This window comes from Pseudidiomarina insulisalsae (genome assembly GCF_003987065.1).
GTDB lineage: Bacteria > Pseudomonadota > Gammaproteobacteria > Enterobacterales > Alteromonadaceae > Pseudidiomarina > Pseudidiomarina insulisalsae.
Map to the genome: position 1 here is coordinate 230,302 of NZ_PIPY01000003.1, position 18,762 is coordinate 249,063.

Consider the following 18,762-nt stretch of genomic DNA (forward strand, 5'->3'; position numbering starts at 1 on the left):
AGTTATTCTTTTTATAGTTTATGCGTCAGATGTAATCGCAGATAGCTTAACAGAGCCAGTTGGCGTCCGATACGGCTCGGTTGCGCACAAAGCCGGTAGAACCATTCTAAATGCAGGTCGCAGAATAACTTCGGTGCGCGTTTGCCATAGCCGGTAAAGACATCATAAGTGCCTCCGACCCCCAAATAAAAGGCGTCGGGGTAAACTTTTCGTAAACGCTGAATCAGTTTTTCCTGTTTGGGTGAGCCCATGGCAACACTGACCAGCTTAGGACGGTGCTGCAGCAGCGCGTCATGCAACTGACTCTCGTCTTCGAAATAGCCGTCTATAGCAGCGGCCACGGGCGTGCCCATAGCTTTTAGCTTTTCGGCGCAGGCATTATTGACCTCAGGTTTAGCGCCGATGATCATGACCGGTAACTGCTGTTTCGCAGCTTCGCGCATCAAAGCTTCCCATAATTCGCAACCGGGAATCCGCGTGTTCTCAACACCTTTTTTGCGCATGGTGCGCACCACGCCGGTGCCATCAGCAAAACGTAATGTCGCGGCATTAATTAAATCGCGCAGATCATCGTCGGCGCGTGCGAGCATCACTTTTTCAGGGTTAATGGCAATGCCAAAGCCTGATGTCACGCTACCGTCCGGTTGAATAATGGACTGAACCGCCTCTGTCATTGAAGCAAAAGGGGTCACCTGAAGTCCGCCGACGCTGACCTGTTTGACAGATGTAGAATGCATGTAAAATAGAATCTCTTAAAGAAGTGCAGGCATTCTAGCTAGGCTTACATGAAACTGCAATGTTGCGACTGATGACAATAACCGAGTCAGTAGTTACACTGTCGCGCTGAATGTGGGTGCAAACAATGGGTAAGAAAAGGGAACGCATGAACATTGTTGTGGTTGGAACAGGCTACGTAGGCCTCTCAAATGCAGTATTGCTGGCGCAGCATCACCCGGTGACCGCGGTGGATATTAACGCCGACAAAGTGGCGCTGATCAATGCTGGCAAGAGCCCGATTCAGGATGCTGATATTGAATACTACCTGCAGCATAAGAACTTGCAGCTGAGCGCGACAACTGAGGCAGCCAGCGCCTATGCAAATGCCGACTGGGTACTCATCGCGACGCCGACCGACTACGACCCTGAAACCAATTATTTCAATACCAGCTCGGTCGATGGGGTTCTTAGTCAGGTACTTGAACACAACCCCGACTGCCCAATTGTCATTCGCTCGACCATTCCGGTCGGCTACGTGGTAAAAAAGCGCGCCGAGCTCAGCACTGACCGGGTAGTGTTCGCGCCCGAGTTCCTGCGTGAAGGTAAAGCACTGCATGACAATCTGTTTCCTTCACGAATAATCGTGGGCGAGCGTTCAGCGCGCGCCGAAACCTTTGCACAACTTTTACAACAAGGTGCCCTTAAGCCGGACGTGCCGGTGCAATATACTGAACCCACCGAGGCTGAGGCGATTAAATTATTTGCCAATACCTATCTGGCCATGCGTGTGGCGTTTTTTAATGAGCTTGATACCTACGCCGCGCACCACGCACTGGATACCCGGCAAATTATCGACGGCGTTTGTCTCGATCCGCGTATCGGCGCACATTACAATAACCCTAGTTTTGGTTATGGCGGCTACTGCCTGCCAAAAGATACACGGCAACTGCTGGCGAATTACGATAACGTGCCGCAGGTGATCATTGGCGCCATTGTCGATGCCAATCGCACAAGGAAAGATTTCATTGCGGATGCTATAGTTGCAAGGCAGCCCAATGTCGTGGGTGTCTATCGCCTGGTGATGAAAGCCGGCTCCGATAATTTTCGCTCAAGTGCTATTCAGGGCATTATGAAGCGCTTGCAGGCGAAGGGTATTGAGATAATTGTCTACGAGCCGACCTTAAAAGAAGAAAATTTTTACAATTGTCGTGTTGAAAAAAATTTACAAAACTTTAAAGATAGGTGCGATATAATCATCAGCAACAGGACTGCTGAGGAATTAAGTGACGTGGCAGACAAAGTCTATACTCGCGACATTTATAACAGCGACTAAGAATAAACAGGAACTCGCGAATACATGAATATCTGGATGGTGTTGATAGCCGCTACCGTGTTATCAAGCGTGTTATGTAACATCTTAATTCCCATGGCCTGGCGCACTGCGCTGGTTGACGTACCGTGCGAGCGTAAGCAGCACGGCGTACCCGTACCGCTGGTGGGCGGGCTTGCCGTTTACGGCACCATGTTGATTATGATGGTAGCGCTGCTGCCGTTAGAGGTCGATATTCGGTTATTCCTCGTTTCATCGAGCTTTATGGTGTTAATTGGCGCCCTTGATGACCGCTACGACATCGACCCTGGCGTTCGTTTTATTGCGCAAATGCTGGCTGCGGCAGTCGTGGTGTTTGGCGCAGACGTGCAAATTACCCAACTCGGCAATTTATTTGGTACCGGCGTGATTGAACTGGGCGCCTTCTCAATGCCTTTCACATTGCTATGTATCGTGGCTGCCATGAATGCCTACAACATGATTGATGGCATTGACGGTCTGCTTGGTGCCATGGCAATGGTGGCCTTTGCCGGTATTGTGTTGCTGGCGTTTATGCACTCACAACAGTTGCCCATGCTGGTCGCGACCATTCTGTTTGGTGCCATGATTCCGTATCTGATCCGCAATATTGGTGTTAAATTCCGTCCGGTACGTAAAATCTTTATGGGCGATTCCGGCTCCATGTTAGTGGGTTTTACTGTGGTCTGGATGTTAGTCATGCTGACCCATCCTGAGCGTATTTTGGAGTCGTGGTTTGAGGCAACGCCTGAGATGAGCGCCGTACGGCCGGTCGCGGTGCTATGGCTAATTGCGGTCCCATTAATGGACATGTTCGCCATTCTTGCACGGCGTGTTTTGAAAGGGCAATCGCCGTTCAAACCGGATCGTGAACATTTGCATCATATGTTTATGCGTGCAGGCTTCTCTGCCCGGCGGGCTCTTGCTATCATCAGTGTCATTGCGGTGGTTAAGCTGGCGTTGGGATTGACACTGGAGTGGATGCAAGTGCCGGAAGCTGTTGTATTAAGCTTATTCGTTGCAATATTTGTATTGTATCTGATAATGCTTAAGCATATCTGGAGAGTCGTCTCCTGGGTACGTCGTCACCGCGACATAGAACCATCTAATTAAAATTATAAAATAGGGGAATTAGCGTGAAAGCATGGTTGCAACAAACGCTAACGGCAGCCGCGCTGGCGTTTGTCCTTTTTACTCCGGTACAGGGCGCTAATGCACAAGACCTGTCGGCCTTAACGCCACAGCAAATTCAGCAAATCCAGAAACTGCCGCGTGCGCAGCAAGAAGCGATAGCGCGGCAGTTTGGCATTAACCTCAGCGACCTTGAATCGCTGATGCAGGGTACGGCGTCCAAGGGCAGTAGTCAGGCCGCAACGCCCGGAGAGCGCACCGCAACGCCAAAAGATCTTGAGAGTACCGATCAGCGCCCGCTAAACGAACTTAGTCCAGGCGAGTTGGCGGACCGTCTAGCCGAGAGTGATAACGAGCTTAAGCCTTTCGGGTATAACCTGTTTCAGGGGGAGCCTAGCACCTTTGCACCCATGACCAATGCTCCGGTACCGGCAAATTATGTGTTGGGCATTGGCGATACCCTGCGCATTCAGCTGTACGGCAAAGAAACCCGCACCATTGACGCCGCCATTGATAACGAAGGCAAAATCGTCATCGAAAATCTTGGCCCTATCAGTGTTGCCGGTCTGCGCTACGACGAAGCAAAAGCGCTGATCAAGAGCACTGTTCGTGATCGCATGATCGGTATGGACGCCGCCGTGAGTATGGGCGAACTGCGTAGCATGCAGATTTTTGTCGTCGGCGAAGCCTATAAGCCGGGTGCCTACACCGTGAGCTCATTGACCACTATGAGCCAGGCATTATTTGTCTCAGGTGGAGTCAGCGACATCGCCTCACTACGAAACGTGCAGCTAAAACGCGGCGGCGAGACCGTCGTAACCTTTGACCTTTATAAATTACTCACCGAAGGCGACGCCAGCAACGATGTACGCTTGCAAGCTGGGGACGTGGTGTTTATTCCGACCCGCGGTGCCATGGTCAGCATTTGTGGTGAGGTATTACGTCCGGCGATTTATGAGCTGCTATTTGATGAAACCCTGGCCGACGCGCTGAATTATGCCGGCGGCTTGTTACCGACGGCCTATCGCAAGTCAGTACAGTTGCAGCGCATCAGTGATGGTTCACGGCGCGTGCAGACCGTTGACTTAACCGCGAAGAAAGTCACCACGCCACTACAAGGTGGTGATGAAATTACCGTGTTGCCGGTTGCCCGGGACACTGTCGACAGCGTAATGGTGGTGGGTGCTGCGGTGCGGCCGGGCGTCTATGAATGGCGTGAAGAGCTGCGCATCAATGACCTTTTATCAAGCGTTGAGGGCGCGCTGTTACCTATCACCGACCTGACCTATGGTATTGTGGTACGAAGCAGCGACGATCGGCGCACCATCAAAGTGTTACAATTCGATGTAGCACGTGCTATTCAGGGTAGCGAAGCGGCCAATCTGAAGTTACAGCCGCGCGATCAGTTGGTACTCTTTAGTCGGTATGAGTCGGCAAAAGCCGAAGAAAATCAGCTCAGTGCCTGGCTGAAGTCAGAGGGCGATCGCCAGCGTGAAGAGCGCGAGCGCGTGCTTGAAGTATACCGCAAGCAATACCTGCAAAAGCTGATCACCGATGATTCTGAGTTCTCACAGTTGCTGGAGCAAGCTACTCCGGTACGCTCAGAAGAGCTTGATAGTCAGCTAAGCTCGCTGTTTGCCGTTGAAGATGGCGACCAGCAGCGCCCCGCCGATTATTACGCCAAATTCTCACGCCATAACCTGCTGCAACCCATTCTGTATCAGTTGCGTAACCAGTACAGTGCTACCGGTACTTTGCCACTGGTATTTGTCGATGGCGAAGTGCGCTATCCGGGTATTTATCCACTGGTAGAAAATGCCACCGCACAGCGCGCTATTGTTGCCGCAGGCGGCTTGAAAGAATCAGCGTATCTGGCCCGTGCGGAGATTACCCGTACGCAATTACGTAGTGGTGAAGCCGAAGCGGTCTATTTGCCGTTTAGCCTGGCGGAAGTCTTACAGGGCGAAGAGACAGTTGCGCTGCAAGGTCGTGACCGTATTCAGATTTTATCGATTCCGCAGTGGCAAAATACGTTGCAAGTACGCCTGGAAGGTGAGGTGCGCTTCCCGGGTACCTATACCATTCGCCGTGGCGAGACCTTACAGGGCTTGCTCGACCGAGCCGGTGGGCTGACCGAGTATGCCTTTATTGGCGGCTCTATTTTTACCCGTGTCGACCTGCGTGATGCTGAACGCCGCCGCTTAGACGAGCTGGCGCAACAATTGCGCCGCGAAATTGCCTCAAATGTGATTACCGACAGTGGCACGCAAATCGCTTATGGCGAAATGAATCAGTTGCTGAGCGATTTGACCAATGTCGATGCTGTGGGTCGTCTGATCATTGACCTTGAGGATGTGATCGGCAAAGGCAAACGCACCGCCGATATTCAGCTAAAAGACGGCGATCGTCTGTTTGTGCCAACAGTGCAAAATACCGTGTCGATTATTGGCGAAGTACAGCTGGCAAGCTCGTATCAGTACGAGTCGGGCGTATCTCTGGAGCAATATATTGAGCGCGCCGGCGGCATGCGCCAGAAAGCAGATGATGAGCGTATTTACATTGTCAAAGCGAACGGCCGCGTGGTGGTGCCCGAGCGCCGTTCGTGGTTCAGCTCCGGCACGACCAATGAGGTCGAGCCGGGCGACACCATTGTGGTGCCCATGGACACCCAGTACATGAACAACATCGAGCTGTGGACCACCGCCACCCAAATCATGTATCAGGTCGGCGTGGCATTGGCGGCGTTAAGCGGACTCTGATGCCGGCCCTGTCGTCGACGGGCCGGGCAACCAATGTACCAACGGATGAACAATGCAAGTAACAACGGACTATTTAAATCTTGACGCAACTTTCCAGGGCCTCTCTGTCTCCGACATTGAGGCCTTTGCGGCAAAGCGTCTGCCAAAACACTTTAATGAAGCCCGCGCGCAACTACTCAAAGGCGAGTACGAAAACCCCAGCGAAGGGCGCAAAGTCAGCCACGTACTTAACCGCAGCCGCCACTCGGTCGTTGCTGCCGGGGGCGGACGCAACCGCTTCAGTGAAATCGTCCGCACCCTGCGCGCTGGCAAATGGCTGGGCGCTACCGGCAAGCCAATCAAAGATGTCGTCAACATTGGCGTGGGCGGCTCTGATCTGGGCCCCATGATGGGCAGCTTCGCCTTAAAAGAATTTGCCGACGACAATGTGAACCATAAGCTCAACGTGCATTTTGTCAGCTCTATGGACGGTGGTCAGCTGTACGCTGTGCTACCTATTGTCGACCCGGAAACCACGCTGTTTATCATTGCCTCAAAAAGCTTCAGCACCATCGACACCCTGGCCAATGTAGATACCGTCAAGCGCTGGGTAGAACCTAAGCTGAACCAGGACCAGTGGCTGGACAAACACGTAATTGGCGTTTCCAGCAACAACAAAGCCATGACCGACTTTGGCATTCCGGCCAGCCAGCAACTGAGTTTTGCCGATTCAGTAGGCGGCCGTTATTCACTCTGGTCAGCTATTGGCCTGCCGATTGCGCTGAGCATTGGCGCTAATCAGTTTGCCAAAATGCTCGACGGCGCGCACGCCATGGACGAGCACTTTGGTAGCGCGCCACTTATGGAAAATATTCCGCTGCTGCTGGCGCTGCTGGGTGTGTACAACCGCGAAGAGCGCGGCCTGAATAACGTTGCAATATTGCCTTACGACGGACGTTTACGCTACCTGCCCAGCTACCTGCAGCAACTTGACATGGAAAGTAACGGCAAACAAAAAGATCGCGACGGCAAGCTCATTGATTACCCCACCGGCCCTATTATCTGGGGCGGTTTCGGCCCGAATGGCCAACATGCGTTTTTTCAGCATCTGCACCAGGGCTATGACAAGTTCACCGCCGACTTTATTGCCGTATTGCACCGCAAGGCACCGGGCTTTAACCCAAGTGTGCAGCAGGGCCTGAAGCAACAGCAAATCTTGTCGGTTGCCAACTGCCTGGCGCACCGCCGGCTGATGTGGTTCGGCGACGGCCCGACCTATCCGGGCAAGCATCCGTCGAATTTGCTGTATGTCGATGAGCTGACCCCGCAAAGCTTCGGCGCATTGATTGCCGCGTATGAGCACAAGATCTTCGCCCAAGGTGTGATCTGGAACCTAAATTCATTCGATCAACCGGGTGTTGAAGAAGGGAAAAAAATTGCCAAATCGGTGCTCGCCGTGTTGAATGGGGAAAGCGACGCGCAGTTTGACGAGAGCACGGACAGTATTATCAAGAGGGTGTAATGAACAGTCCCAAGAAGCATATTCTGTGTGAAGATCCTGTTGTTTACATTATAGATGACTTTTTTACCGAGTCCGAAGGCCGGCAGCTTGTGAACGCCGCTGCGGCGCAGATGGACAGGGCCAAGGTGAGCTCTGATACAGAGGGCGTGTTAAGCAACGCGCGCACTAATCAACTGGCTTGGGTTCGTCACACCCAGAATATGATTATTACTGATCTCGGCGCCCGCATTGCCCGGCAAGTCGGCCTGCCGCTTGGCAACGCTGAAAGCTTTCAGGTCATTCACTACGGGAAAGATCAGGAATACCGCGCGCACTTCGATGCCTATGACATGAATACCGAGCGCGGCAAGCGCTGCACCGCTCGCGGTGGCCAGCGACTGTACACGGCGCTTGGCTATGTAAATTCGCCAGAGGGCGGCGGTTCGACATTCTTCCCCAAGCTCAATATTAACGTGGCGGCGAAGCCCGGTCGCTTGCTGGTATTTAAAAATACGGTTGGCGATACCACCGACGTACACCCCAAGAGTCTGCACGCCGGCATGCCAGTGACCGCCGGTGAAAAGTGGGCCTTTAATTTGTGGTTTCACGAGCGGGAGTTTAAATAAGTGCGACGTTTGTTAGCCGCAGTTGCTCTTTGTTCAGGACTAGTGTCGTTTAGCGCTTCGGTGCAGGCAACCCCCTGGCTGGACGCTGAAGAGCTGCATGTACGCCATTCGCTACAGGTTCTTGCCGACGCAGGCTTATTAAGCGCTCCGGTGACCACTTTCCCGGTTATGTGGCGGCCACTAATTGCTGACCTTGAAGCTATTAACCCCGATCAACTGACCGAGCTGCAGCAAGTGGCCTACTACAAGCTGATGGCGCTGCTGAGTTACCATAAGGGCGGCTCGTACACTGGCCTGCGCCTGGCAGGCGTCACCGACACCGGGGCGCAGCCAAGTTATAGCCGTCCCATGGAAGGTAATGCCTCGGCGGCCATTACGCATGAACAAATTGGCGAGCATGTGGCGGGGCGCTTGCGCGCAACCTATCGCGACAGCTCTTTAAGTCTTAACCCACGGGTCGAAACTGAAAACCTAAGCTGGCAGGGTAGTTATGCCGCCGCCATGATCGGCGACGTTATGGTAAGTGCCGATCAACTGGAAACCTGGTGGTCACCTGGCTCGGCGCACGACGGCCTGCATACGGTCAGCACCTTGCCGCTGCGTGGGGTACGTAGTATTTACGCGCCAAGCGGCGATAACGCATTGAGCTCCTTTTCCTTTGCGGCTTTTTATGGCGAGAGTGAAGAACGCTTTTTGCTCGACCCGGCCACGCAAAACTGGCAGCGCGAAGAGGCCTACGGCGCGCGCCTGGGCTGGCGCGCCCTCGAACGTCTCGAACTGGGACTGCATTACACCGCCTCTGAGCTGGCTGATACCTCAGACAACTGGGTGTTTGATGCGCGACTCAGCCTGCCGTTGCAGCTGAACTTTTACGGCAGCATCAGCGAGCATGACGTCAATGGCCTAAGCGCCAATGGCCATATGGTAGGGCTCGACTGGAGCTTTTCAGAGCCAGCGAAACTTTCGCGGGTGTACGCCGAATACGATCGCAGTGACCTGCGTAGCTTACTGACGCTTGGCTATGCCACCTTTGCCAATAACGGGTTAGGGTATGACTTTCGTATTCAGGACACGCGGGTTCGGCGGCATCATAATGCCTATGGCATGGCCGCGCGCTGGCAACTGAAACCTGAATATCGTCCCGGTATTGAGCGCATTCAGCAGGTGGAGGCGGTCGTTTTCTTCCCGCTCGGCTTTAACAGCATTGCCGAGGTTGGGCTGCAGGGCTGGAAAGAGACCCATGTTGACGGCCGCGAGGATGAGTTCGGTAATATCATCGCTTCATTTGAAGTGCGATGGTAGTCGCTTAAAGCTTCTCTTCTTTGTCATTAACTAACCCGACAAAGTGTTCGAAATCGTTCTCGCTGAGGTCGTCCGTCACTTTTCGGGCGAAAAAATAAGTCCCGCTACGAATCTTACCGATATCTGAGGGGGTTAGATGCCGCGGGAACTGTGGACCTGACTGCCAATCGAGGTAGCGCAGAGCCTGGTGTTGATACTTCGGGTTGTGAACGAAGCGTGTATCAGGTAACGCCTTAATTACGCTGTGGAAGAACACTTCATCACCGCAAAGTGATGCTTCAAAAGACTTGACGAGAGCTGGATTATTATCGATAAACCTGAGCATATCTGCGACGGTGGATTGGGTTAAGGTAACCCAACTGGTTCCTTTGTAAAGTTCTGTTAGTCCAGTTAGATTTCGTTTCGCTGAATGATTGGTAAACCACAGGTGTCGCAGATAACGGTGACTATAAACCAAAAGTTTATCGATAATTGACCTGGGGCGATGGAAAAAGGCGCTGGGGTAACGATAACGAATGCGCTCACTGGCAAGTCGCCGCATCTGCGTCTTGTCTTGCTGAAAGTGAACAAAATCTTTACCTTGATTTTGAATTAGCAGCTTATCCATCATTTGATTCGAACAAGCAGGCACGCATTCGCCGGAAATTAAGAAACAGTAATCGTAGTTTAATGAGTTTGCGTAACGAAATAGCTTTAAACTTGCTTCAATTTGTGAAAAATGCCCCCACTGTACCGCAATCGGATCCGCAATAAACCTGATATTAACGCGATCGGGTAACTGTAATTGTTCGACATTGGATTTTGCATCGTAATGAATAACAATTGTGTTCTCTGGAAATTGCGAAAGGTACTCTACTGTCCATTGCAAAGCCCGGGTCGGTTTATGTGCTGCAATTAAAAAAATTTTTTTCAACCCATGCCCCCCGAAACACATTAAATTTTAGTTTTGCCATCATAAGCCAAACTGTCTCACAATGTCGTCCTGAATAAGCGATATTCTGTTGCGACTTCACGAGTAAATCACAAAACGCTGCGCCATTGCTACGAAAGCCATCCATCATTTGACCTTACCGATGTAAAACCTTGACTAAAGCAAGTCATGGGTGTGGCTAACCTCACACAGTCATGGGATAATCGCGTAGCTAAAACGAATGGAATTCAACTCAAACAAAAAGTACTGCCAATGAAAATTTTAGTTACAGGTGGAGCTGGGTTTATAGGCTCGGCGGTGATCAGGCACATTATAAGTCAAACCAACGACCACGTTGTGAATGTAGATAAACTGACCTATGCCGGTAATCTTGAAAGCCTGGCCGACGTCAAGGCGTCAACGCGCTACGCGTTTGAACAGGTAGACATCTGTGATCAGGCCGCTTTAGCAAAGGTCATTCAAGACCACCAACCCGACGCTATTATGCATCTGGCGGCCGAAAGCCACGTCGACCGCTCTATTGATGGGCCGGCGGCGTTTATCGAAACCAATATCATCGGTACTTACAACTTACTGGAAGTTGCACGTAATTACTGGACCCAACTGGACGCCACACGCAAAGCCAGCTTTCGCTTTCATCACATCTCGACCGACGAGGTGTATGGCGATTTAGAGGGAACGAACGAACTGTTTACCGAAGCCACCTCGTATGCGCCCAGCTCGCCATATTCGGCCAGTAAAGCCAGCTCCGATCATCTGGTACGCGCTTGGGGTCGCACCTATGGCCTGCCAATTTTGATTACCAACTGTTCAAACAATTACGGCCCTTATCATTTCCCTGAAAAGCTTATTCCGCTGATGATTTTAAACGCGCTGGACGGAAAGTCGTTGCCGGTCTACGGCAAGGGAAATCAGGTAAGAGACTGGCTATATGTCGAAGACCACGCGCGAGCACTTTACAAAGTTATTACGGAAGGTAAGGTGGGTGAAACGTACAATATTGGCGGTCACAACGAAAAACAAAATATTGAAGTGGTGCGCACCGTTTGTGCGCTGCTTGAAGAGCTGGCGCCGCAGAAGCCACGCGGTGTGGAAGCTTATGAACAGCTGATTACCTTCGTAACTGACCGTCCGGGACACGATGTCAGGTACGCCATTGACGCAAGCAAGATACAGCGGGAGCTGAATTGGACACCGCAGGAAACTTTCGAGTCAGGCACTCGCAAAACCGTTGAGTGGTATCTGGCGAACTTGCAGTGGTGTCAGCATGTACAGGACGGTAGTTATCAGCGTGAACGATTAGGATCCGTATCATGAAAGGTATTATTTTAGCAGGAGGGTCAGGCACCCGGTTATATCCCATTACTAAGGGCGTCTCTAAGCAGTTACTTCCGATTTACGACAAGCCTATGATTTACTACCCGTTATCAGTGCTGATGCTGGCCGGTATCCGCGAGATTTTAATTATCTCGACGCCCGAAGATCTGCCGAATTTCGAAAAACTGCTGGGTGACGGTTCGCAGTTTGGCGTGCAATTGTCGTACGCCGAGCAGCCGAGCCCGGACGGTCTGGCGCAAGCTTTCATTATTGGCGAGCAGTTTATTGGCAGCGATAGCGTGTGCCTGGTGCTTGGCGATAACATTTTTTATGGCGAAGGCTTCACCAACAAGTTACGCAGTGCCGCCGAACAACCTAGCGGTGCAACGGTGTTTGGCTATTCGGTGAAAGACCCGGAACGCTTTGGCGTGGTTGAGTTTGACGATAAGGCAAGAGTGATCTCGATTGAAGAAAAACCAGCAGAGCCTAAGTCGAACTTTGCCGTGACCGGGCTTTATTTTTACGATAATGACGTGGTGGAAATAGCCAGGAACGTGAAGCCCTCTGATCGCGGTGAGCTGGAAATTACCTGCATCAATCAGGCGTATCTTGAACGCGGCGACTTGCGGGTGAAATTGCTCGGCCGCGGTTTTGCCTGGCTTGATACCGGTACCCATGAAAGCCTGCTGGAAGCTGCACAGTTCGTCGAAACCATCGAAAAACGCCAGGGCTATAAAATCGCCTGTCTGGAAGAGATTGCCTGGCGAAATAAGTGGTTATCGGACGACCAGGTACGTGAACAGGGGCAATCCCTGGCCAAAAACAGCTACGGACAGTACTTGCTTGAGCTTATTGATTAGAAGGACATTATGAGTAAGCCAATTGTTCATGTCGGGCGGTATGATAAATTCATGTCGCCCTTTATTAATTTTGTGAATAAGCATTTTGCGCAGCAACGGCACCTATTTTTTCTATTTGTAGTCAGCTACTCCCACGAGCTCAACGACAGCGGGAATGTGCATTTACATAGTAATAAGCGAGGCTTATTAAAGACCCTGGTGTTTAACCTGCAAACAGCCTGGAAAATGCAGCGTGCCGAGAGAATAATTCTGCATGGCCTGTTTAATAACTCCGTGGTGGCCATTTTATTTTTCATGCCCTGGCTTTTGAAAAAGTCGTACTGGCTAGTTTGGGGCGGCGATGTTTATTACCGGCCTTCAGGCAATCAGTTGCCGCTGAAGATAAAATTCATGCGCATGATGCGCCGACGCGTCATTCGTCAGATGGGCTACATTGTCACTTCTGTCAAAGGTGACTACGAAAAAGCGGTGGAATGGCACGGTACCCGCTCACCGAATTTGCCCTACTTTATGTACACCAACAGTTTGTATCAGTACGTCGCACCGCCAGAGCGCAACACTGCGAAAACTCGTATTCTGCTCGGTAACTCGGCCATGCGATCCAATCATCATGAACAAGCGATGGACATTATTGCACCCTACGTAAACGATGCAGTGGAGATCATCTGTCCACTTAATTACGGTGATCTGGAATACGGCAAAGAAATGGCAAAGTTAGGGGAACAGCGATTTGGCCGGGCGTTTCGCCCGATCTTAGACTACATGCCTTATGACGAGTACATGCAAATTCTTTCCACCGTCGACATTGCCGTATTTAACCATGACCGGCAGCAAGCTATGAGCAGCACGCGGGTCTTGTTAGGTATGGGAACGCGGGTTTATTTGCGTAAAGAAACCACTTCGTATGCAAATCTTACCGGGTTGGGTGCGAAGTTACACGCGATTGAAAATTTCTGCCTTGCGCTTGACCCACAAGAGTCAGCGCACAATATCGGCATCATCAAGACGCACTATTCAGAAGAACGGCTGCGTGCGAATATGGCAAAAATATTCGGCAGCGAAAAGGCACTAAGTTCATGACAAAGAAAGTAGTGGTGTTAGGTATCGGCAACGCGCAGGTCGACTTGCTGCGCTGGTTGCAGCAGCAAGCGGAAATAGAGGTTCACGCTCTGAGTAACACCGACAAAGGGCGCGGACGTCCCTTTGCCGACGAGTTTGAGCTGATAGATATTACTAACCGTGAGCAAGTGCTCGCCTACTGCCAGGAGCAACAGATCGATCTCATTTATTCAATGGGTTCCGATGTGGCGATGCCAACGGTGGCCTATGTCAGCGAGCAGATGAACTTGCCATCTTTTGTGTCGTACGAAACCGCACAAACCTGCAATAACAAAGCGAAGTTCCGTGAACGCTTGCAGCAAAATTATGGTGCCGTACCTTTTGTGGTGGTGACTAGCGCGCAAGAATGTGTCAGCCGTGCGCAACAGCTGCGTTTTCCGGTCATCGTTAAGCCGGTCGACAGTCAGGGGCAGCGGGGGGTGTCGACAGCTGCTACAGCACAGGAGTTGGAGGCTGCATTTAGTTACGCCCGGCAGTATTCGCGGGCAGGTGACGTCATTGTTGAAGAAAAAATTATCGGCGAAGAGATTTCCGTCAACGCCTACGTGAGCGACGGTGCGCTGGCCTTTTTCTTACCCTCGGGACGAGTTGCCTGGCAGGGCTTCGATGGCGGTATCATTCATAAGCATATGCTGCCCGATAATTTAAGCGTAAGCGCCCGCTCGAATGTGAAACGACTGGTGGAAGAAACTTTACAGGAATTAAAAATCAACAACGGGCCAGCGTATTTCCAAATTAAAATGCGTGGCGATGACGCGTTTTTAATTGAGGTTACTCCACGCTTCGATGGCTGCCATATGTGGCGGTTGATCGCGCTGGCGGGTGGGGTGAACTTGCTTGATATCACCATGCAGCAGTTGCTTGGTAACGCGACGGAGCTACCGGTGTCGTTCCAGATTCGTCCGGCCTGCCTTGAGTTCTTGTGCCAACCTCCGGGACGTTATGAACGTGAGCACGTTGTCCATCCTGAAGCAGAGTATTACGAAATGTACGTTGCACCAGGGGACGAGGTTTTGCCGATGAACGGCAAAATGGAAAAGTGTGGCTATCAGATTTACTTTCTGGACGGCACGGCATGAGAATTGTTATTACCGGAGCAAATGGCTTGATTGGCCGCAGTTTTATCGCTCGCTTTGCCGGGCAACATGAACTGGTGGCGCTGTCGCGCAGCGCACAATCGAATTTTGCCCCGGTTGGCTGGCATCAATTTGATGATTCTCCAGAATCGTTGCAAGCCATATTCAGCGGTGCCGAAGGCATTTTACATTTAGCCGCAACCCGGCCCCATGCGATAAGAACCGCAATACAACAATCGCAGGTGTTAAAAAATGAACAGCTTGATGAGCAGGTGTTCGCGGCTGCGCATCGGGCAGGGGTAAAGAACGTGGTTTATCTCTCCAGCCGAACTGTCTATGGCAACGCTCCCACGCCTTGGTCGGAAGCAACGCAGGTTGCGCCAAAAGCAGCATATGCTGAGCAAAAATTAGCCGCCGAGGCGTTGGCACTGAAGTTGAATAAAAGTGCTGCCATGCGAATCAAGGTCATTCGCTTGGCACAGGTGCTCGCTGCAGAAGAATTTGAAGGCGGTCTTATCCGTACATTTTTTGATAATGCTCTGACCGGTCGCCCCCTGAATGTAACAGTCGAGGGTATGCAGCGAGAATATATCTATATTGAAGACGTTGTTTCGGCACTGATGCAGGCACTTTGTTCACCTCAACAGCATGGAATCTTTAACCTGGGCTCAGCGTCGCAAGTGAGTATACTTGAGCTGGCACAATGGCTGGCGCAGGCAGTTCAAAAACCAGAATTGGTGAAATTACAGCAGCCACTTAAGCGTGTTGATGAGAATTCGCTTATGGACTCATCCAAGTTCTATAACACCTTTAACTGGCACCCGCGGTACACCGTACAAACAGCAATTGAAGATGCGATTGCAAGACGCCTGCCGGGCAATAGGGGGCAAGATGGCGAATTATGAGATTATTGACAGCACAGTAGGGCTCTTATGCGCTATTTATCAAGGTGCGAGAGTGAAACAATCGACCTTGGGTGAAGGTTGTGTGGTCGGCAACTTCAGCCGTGTCGATTATACAGAGCTGGCCCATAAAACCCGTATTGATCGCAACAACCATATTTTTCAGGCGAAGCTGGGCCGGTTTAGCTATACCGGCATCAATACGGTGATTATGCACGCCACCATTGGTGACTTTACCTCGATTTCGTGGAATGTCTCTATTGGCGGGGCTGATCATGACTATCAGCGTATGACTCAGCACTCATTTCTCTATAGTGACCATGACGGCATCCGCCCGCCCGAGCAAGCGATTGCCTATGATCGCTTTACCAAGCCGATAACGATCGGTAGTGATGTGTGGATTGCCGCGGGTGCCGTTATTACCCGCGGGGTCACGATAGGTCATGGTGCTGCGATTGGTGCCAATGCCGTCATCACCCGCGATGTCGAGCCTTACACCATTGTCGTAGGCGCCCCGGCAAAAGCGATAAAAAAACGCTTTAGCGATGAAATCATCGCCGCTTTACTGGAATTACAGTGGTGGAACTGGCCGGTAGAAAAAATAAAGCAACACTACGACTTGTTAGCCAATAAGCCCGAGCTTAGTGCCTTGCAACAACTGCTCAGAGAGAACAAAAATGATTGAATTTAACCGCAAGCCTTACACCGGCAACGAAGACCAATACATTCTGGAAGCTCTGCAAAGCCCCAAAATGTCGGGCGACGGCACCTTTACCAAACATTGCCACCAGTGGTTTCAGCAGCAACTAGGCTGCGCCAAAGCATTATTGACGCCATCGTGCACGCACTCGCTCGAAATGGCTGCCTTACTGATTAACGTGCAACCGGGTGATGAAATTATTATGCCCAGCTACACCTTTGTCAGCACCGCCAATGCCTTTGTGCTGCGCGGAGCAAAAATTGTCTTTGTGGATGTACGCCCGGACACCATGAATATTGACGAACAACGGATTGAAGCTGCCATTACCGAGCGCACCAAAGCCATTGTGCCGGTGCATTATGCTGGAGTGGGTTGTGAGATGGATACCATTATGGAGCTGGCTGAGAAGCATGACTTGTTTGTCATCGAGGACGCTGCGCAGGGCATGATGTCGACGTACAAAGGTAAGCCACTAGGCACCCTCGGCCATATCGGCTGCTTTAGCTTTCACGACACGAAAAACTATACCAGTGGAGGCGAAGGCGGTTTGCTGATTGTGAATGATGAGAATCTGGTTGAGCGCGCCGAAATTTTGCGCGAGAAAGGCACCAATCGTAGTAAATTTTTACGCGGGGCGATAGATAAGTATACCTGGGTGGATGTCGGCAGTAGCTTCTTGCCTGGCGAACTGCAAGCCGCATATTTATGGGGGCAGTTACAGCAGGCCGATACTATCAATAAGCAGCGTCGACAGTCATGGCAGCATTACTACGATCGCCTGCAAGACTTACAACAGCAGGGAAGGGTTGAATTACCGCAGGTACCAGACAATTGTGTACACAATGCCCACATATTTTACCTGAAAGCTGCCGATATTGACGAGCGCTCGGCATTGATTGAACATTTAAAGGCGCGCGACATTGCAACTGCATTTCATTACATTCCGCTGCATTCGGCACCGAGCGCTCACACGCATGCCAGGTTCCATGGTGACGATCGTTTTACCACCCAAGAAAGTGAGCGCCTGATACGCCTGCCTATGTGGTATGGCCTGAGTCACGACCAGCGCGAGCATATCATTAACGCTATTTACGAGTTTTACGCTTGAAACTGAGAACGATCATTAGTTTTGCGGTCGGGCCGATAGGCGCAGCTTTGCTGGGCTTTATTACCCTGCCGGTAATTACCTGGTTTTTCTCAAGCGCCGACATTGGGCGTATTGCGCTGCTGCATGTGGTATTAAGTTTTGGCGTGTTGTTGTTTTCCATGGGCCTCGATCAGGCTTACGTGCGCGAGTACCATGAGGACCCAAATCGGCCCACTCTTTTAAAAGTGACGCTGCTACCGGGGTTTGGCCTGTTACTTATGGCGCTGGCACTTACCATGGTCGAGCCGACCTTCCTTTCACGCATGTTGTTTGGCTTGCCCGAGGTTTCCTACAGCATTCTGGTGGCGGTGTGCGTGTTGGCCTCTTTTACCTCACGCTTCTTGTCCCTTATTCTGCGTATGCAGGAGCGGGGACTGGCCTATTCCATGAGTCAGGTACTACCCAAAGTGGTGTTTCTGGCGCTGGTTGGCTTATATGTGCTTTTCGCTGACGAATTTAACTTCGTCAAACTACTGGTAGGGCATACGGTCTCGCTACTGACAGTGGTGGTCATATACAGCTGGAATACCCGTCAGGACTGGCTGCTAAGCGTGCGTGCGCCGTTCTCGGTAGAGCGGTTTAAATTTTTGCTTAGCTACAGCAGCCCGCTGATTCTGGCCTCGCTGGCGTTCTGGGGCCTGACGGCTATGGACAAGCTATTTTTGCGTGGCCTTTCAAGCTTTGAGGAGCTTGGCGTATATTCGGTGGCGGTCAGTTTTGCGGCCGCAGCCACTATAGTGCAGACCATTTTCTCGACCATCTGGGCGCCGCTGGTGTATAAGTGGGCCGCGGCCGGCATTAACGAAGATAAAGTGCGCCAGGTGATAGGCTACGTGCTGGCGGTGGTGTTGGGGCTGTTTGCCGCAGCGGGCTTATTTTCGTGGATCATTTTGTACTTGCTGCCAGAACAGTATGTTGAAGTTCAGTACCTGGTCGTTGCCTGTATGGCTTTCCCACTTTTGTACGCGCTGTCGGAAGCGACCAAAGTGGGTATTGGTATTCAGCGTAAAACCAAGCTGTCAATGATTGCTGCAGTGGTAGCAGCTTTACTCAATCTGGTGGGTAACTACCTGCTGATACCTATATTGGGTGCGCAGGGGGCCGCGCTATCCACCGCGGTAGCGTTTTTTGTTTTCTTTGTACTGCGCACCGAGTTTGCCATTAGGGTATGGATTCCGTTGCCACGCTTGCTGCTGTACGCGCCTACTGGCACTTGTGTCATCCTGAGCATACTTATGGTGCTTTACGGCGAGCACTACGCCAACCTACTGCGCATCGCTTTCGCCGCTATTGCCTTGTTCGCCCTGGCACTTTTCTGGCGTACCCACCGCAGTGGCGGATAGATCA

Annotated in this window: 16 protein-coding genes; 14 read left to right on the plus strand and 2 right to left on the minus strand. The window is 51.5% G+C overall.

Translation table 11 applies throughout. The annotated features are described in order from the left end of the window. Positions 1-11: 11 nt before the first annotated feature. Positions 12-737, minus strand: a complete 726-nt coding sequence (locus tag CWI71_RS04075; protein ID WP_126753982.1) for a WecB/TagA/CpsF family glycosyltransferase — start codon at positions 735-737, stop codon at positions 12-14. 146 nt (positions 738-883) lie between these two features. On the opposite strand from CWI71_RS04075, the gene CWI71_RS04080 reads away from it, so the two are divergent. The 6 genes from CWI71_RS04080 to CWI71_RS04105 are packed head-to-tail and all read left to right on the plus strand — an operon-like array spanning position 884 to position 9,363. After that, positions 884-2,050 (plus strand): nucleotide sugar dehydrogenase, encoded by a 1,167-nt coding sequence (locus tag CWI71_RS04080; RefSeq protein ID WP_126753983.1) that lies wholly within the window; start codon positions 884-886, stop codon positions 2,048-2,050. Positions 2,051-2,074: 24 nt separating this feature from the next. Further along, positions 2,075-3,178 carry a UDP-N-acetylglucosamine--undecaprenyl-phosphate N-acetylglucosaminephosphotransferase gene (wecA, locus tag CWI71_RS04085; protein WP_126753984.1) on the plus strand — a complete coding sequence of 368 codons (1,104 nt, stop codon included), beginning with the start codon at positions 2,075-2,077 and terminating at the stop codon, positions 3,176-3,178. A 23-nt stretch (positions 3,179-3,201) separates the two neighbouring features. Then, positions 3,202-5,955, plus strand: a complete 2,754-nt coding sequence (locus CWI71_RS04090; protein ID WP_241967616.1) for an SLBB domain-containing protein — start codon at positions 3,202-3,204, stop codon at positions 5,953-5,955. A 52-nt stretch (positions 5,956-6,007) separates the two neighbouring features. Then, positions 6,008-7,456: a glucose-6-phosphate isomerase gene (pgi, locus tag CWI71_RS04095; RefSeq protein ID WP_126753985.1), complete on the plus strand. Its 1,449-nt coding sequence runs from the start codon at positions 6,008-6,010 to the stop codon at positions 7,454-7,456. Then, positions 7,456-8,061, plus strand: coding sequence for a prolyl hydroxylase family protein (locus CWI71_RS04100; protein WP_126753986.1), 606 nt, complete (start codon positions 7,456-7,458; stop codon positions 8,059-8,061). Before pgi ends, CWI71_RS04100 begins: the two co-directional genes overlap by 1 nt. Further along, positions 8,062-9,363 carry a hypothetical protein gene (locus tag CWI71_RS04105; RefSeq protein WP_126753987.1) on the plus strand — a complete coding sequence of 434 codons (1,302 nt, stop codon included), beginning with the start codon at positions 8,062-8,064 and terminating at the stop codon, positions 9,361-9,363. 4 nt (positions 9,364-9,367) lie between these two features. On the opposite strand, the gene CWI71_RS04110 is transcribed toward CWI71_RS04105, so the two are convergent. After that, positions 9,368-10,276 (minus strand): beta-1,6-N-acetylglucosaminyltransferase, encoded by a 909-nt coding sequence (locus CWI71_RS04110; protein ID WP_157981047.1) that lies wholly within the window; start codon positions 10,274-10,276, stop codon positions 9,368-9,370. A gap of 270 nt (positions 10,277-10,546) precedes the next feature. On the opposite strand from CWI71_RS04110, the gene rfbB reads away from it, so the two are divergent. The 8 genes from rfbB to CWI71_RS04150 are packed head-to-tail and all read left to right on the plus strand — an operon-like array spanning position 10,547 to position 18,758. Then, positions 10,547-11,611 (plus strand): dTDP-glucose 4,6-dehydratase, encoded by a 1,065-nt coding sequence (gene rfbB, locus CWI71_RS04115; protein WP_126753989.1) that lies wholly within the window; start codon positions 10,547-10,549, stop codon positions 11,609-11,611. Further along, positions 11,608-12,471, plus strand: coding sequence for a glucose-1-phosphate thymidylyltransferase RfbA (rfbA, locus tag CWI71_RS04120; RefSeq protein WP_126753990.1), 864 nt, complete (start codon positions 11,608-11,610; stop codon positions 12,469-12,471). Before rfbB ends, rfbA begins: the two co-directional genes overlap by 4 nt. Positions 12,472-12,480: 9 nt before the next feature. Continuing rightward, the gene (locus CWI71_RS04125) at positions 12,481-13,551 is read left to right on the plus strand and encodes a TDP-N-acetylfucosamine:lipid II N-acetylfucosaminyltransferase family protein (protein WP_126753991.1); all 1,071 of its coding nucleotides are present in this window, start codon (positions 12,481-12,483) and stop codon (positions 13,549-13,551) included. Continuing rightward, on the plus strand, positions 13,548-14,669 hold the full coding sequence (locus tag CWI71_RS04130; protein ID WP_126753992.1) for an ATP-grasp domain-containing protein: 1,122 nt from the start codon (positions 13,548-13,550) through the stop codon (positions 14,667-14,669). The genes CWI71_RS04125 and CWI71_RS04130 overlap by 4 nt, the downstream gene beginning before the upstream one ends. Further along, the gene (locus tag CWI71_RS04135; protein ID WP_126753993.1) at positions 14,666-15,571 is read left to right on the plus strand and encodes an NAD-dependent epimerase/dehydratase family protein; all 906 of its coding nucleotides are present in this window, start codon (positions 14,666-14,668) and stop codon (positions 15,569-15,571) included. The genes CWI71_RS04130 and CWI71_RS04135 overlap by 4 nt, the downstream gene beginning before the upstream one ends. Positions 15,572-15,623: 52 nt before the next feature. Continuing rightward, positions 15,624-16,253, plus strand: a complete 630-nt coding sequence (locus tag CWI71_RS12160; RefSeq protein WP_157981048.1) for a CatB-related O-acetyltransferase — start codon at positions 15,624-15,626, stop codon at positions 16,251-16,253. Next, complete coding sequence (gene rffA / locus CWI71_RS04145; protein ID WP_126753995.1) at positions 16,246-17,376, plus strand: dTDP-4-amino-4,6-dideoxygalactose transaminase; 1,131 nt, start codon at positions 16,246-16,248, stop codon at positions 17,374-17,376. Before CWI71_RS12160 ends, rffA begins: the two co-directional genes overlap by 8 nt. Beyond that, positions 17,373-18,758 carry a lipopolysaccharide biosynthesis protein gene (locus tag CWI71_RS04150; protein ID WP_126753996.1) on the plus strand — a complete coding sequence of 462 codons (1,386 nt, stop codon included), beginning with the start codon at positions 17,373-17,375 and terminating at the stop codon, positions 18,756-18,758. The genes rffA and CWI71_RS04150 overlap by 4 nt, the downstream gene beginning before the upstream one ends. Positions 18,759-18,762 lie beyond the last annotated feature (4 nt).